Origin of the sequence: Micromonospora sp. DT4 (assembly GCF_049841675.1) — a bacterium.
Taxonomy (GTDB): domain Bacteria; phylum Actinomycetota; class Actinomycetes; order Mycobacteriales; family Micromonosporaceae; genus Micromonospora.
Map to the genome: position 1 here is coordinate 1 of NZ_JBNCKT010000277.1, position 1,450 is coordinate 1,450.

The 1,450-nt window shown below is 68.6% G+C and carries 2 protein-coding genes; one reads left to right on the forward strand and one right to left on the reverse strand.

Features of this window, described 5'->3' with window-relative positions; translation table 11 throughout:
* Positions 1-5: 5 nt before the first annotated feature.
* Positions 6-1,058, reverse strand: a complete 1,053-nt coding sequence (locus ACLQ24_RS29590) for an IS630 family transposase (RefSeq protein WP_425895025.1) — start codon at positions 1,056-1,058, stop codon at positions 6-8.
* A gap of 86 nt (positions 1,059-1,144) precedes the next feature.
* Between ACLQ24_RS29590 and ACLQ24_RS29595 the strand changes: the two genes are divergently transcribed.
* On the forward strand, positions 1,145-1,450 hold a 306-nt coding region (locus tag ACLQ24_RS29595; RefSeq protein WP_425895026.1), incomplete at its 3' end, for a hypothetical protein.

Here is a 1,450-nt window from a genome sequence, read left to right on the forward strand (position 1 = left end):
GTTGATCAGGTTGTTTCCTTGAGTGGGGTGCCGTCGTAGGTCCAGCGGAAGGGCTTCGCGGTCTCGTTACGGTTGATGATGTAGCTGTCCAGTTTGTCGATGAGGTCGTCGCGGCTGGCGAAGTCGCCGTGGCGCAGGACGCTGCGGGTCAGGGCGGAGAAGACCAGCTCGATTTGGTTGAGCCACGAGGCGTGGGGCGGGGTGAAGTGCGCTGTCCAGCGTGGATGGGCGGCGAACCATGCCTTGGTGTGTTTGGCGGTGTGTGAGGAGCCGTTGTCCAGCACGACGTGGATGTCCGTGCCGTTGGGGATGAGCGCGTCGACGCGGTCGAGGAAGGTGGTAAAGGTCGCGGCGTTGTTGCGGGCGATCACCTCGGTGAGGACCTCGCCGGTGTGTACGTCGAGTGCGGCTACCAGGGAGGCGGTGCCGTGGCGGACGTACTCGAACTCCTGGCGGGCCGGTTGGCCCGGGGCGGCGGGGCGGCTGGGGTGCTTGCGGGAGCGAGCGGCGATCGCGGTCTTCTCGTCGATCGACAGGAGCACCGAGTCGTGGGGCGGGTTGCGGTAGAGGTCGCAGATGTGCGCGGCCCGTTCCCAGAACTCCGGCGTGTCGCGGCGGGTGAGCCAGCCTCGGACCTTGTGCGGCTTGAGGTCCAGGTCGGCCAGTATCCGGCCGACCTGGGAGGGTGAGACGGCTGCGAAGACGGTGCGCGCGACCTGCTCGGCGATCGCCCGATGGGTCCAGGTGGCCGCCGGGTGCGGCGGTGCGCTGGTCGCGGCAGCCACAATCGCGACACGCACCCGGTCGTCGTACACCTTGGGCCGGCCCGGCCGCCCGGTGTCCTTCAGACCGTCCGGCCCGCGCTCGGCGAAGCGGCCGCGCCACTTGCGCACCGTGTTGATAGCGACGTCCAACTCGCGCGCTATCTCCGCGTTGCCCAGGCCGTCGGCGGCCGCGAGCACGATCCGGGCCCGTAGGACCTCACGGACCTGCGCTTTCGCCGATGCGGCCAGCCGCTGCAGCGCCCGCCGCCCGGTCTCGTCCAAGATCACAGCCACCGCCGCGACCGATCCACCCAACCGTTCGCGAACCATCACGATCATGATCATGGCGGGTCGGCGACGCACCGGGCAGGATGGAGTCCGTGCCGAAGAACCCACCCGACTCGATGCAGCACCACCTGCGCGTTCGCCTGAACTCCCACGCCAAGGACCGCTGGCCCCAACTGACTCGCGTCGAGGTCCGCTTCCGCGCCGGATTCGCCTACGTCAGCGGCGAACTGAACGACGGCGAGCAAATCCCCCTCTGCCGCCTGCGCTTCACCGGAGTCCTGCACACCTGGGGCTTCGCCCTATACCTAGCCAGCCACGGCACCTACCAGGACAACATCCTGCCCACCGGACAACCCTTCGGCAGCCCCGAGGACTGCCTCGACTGCGCCTGCTACCTC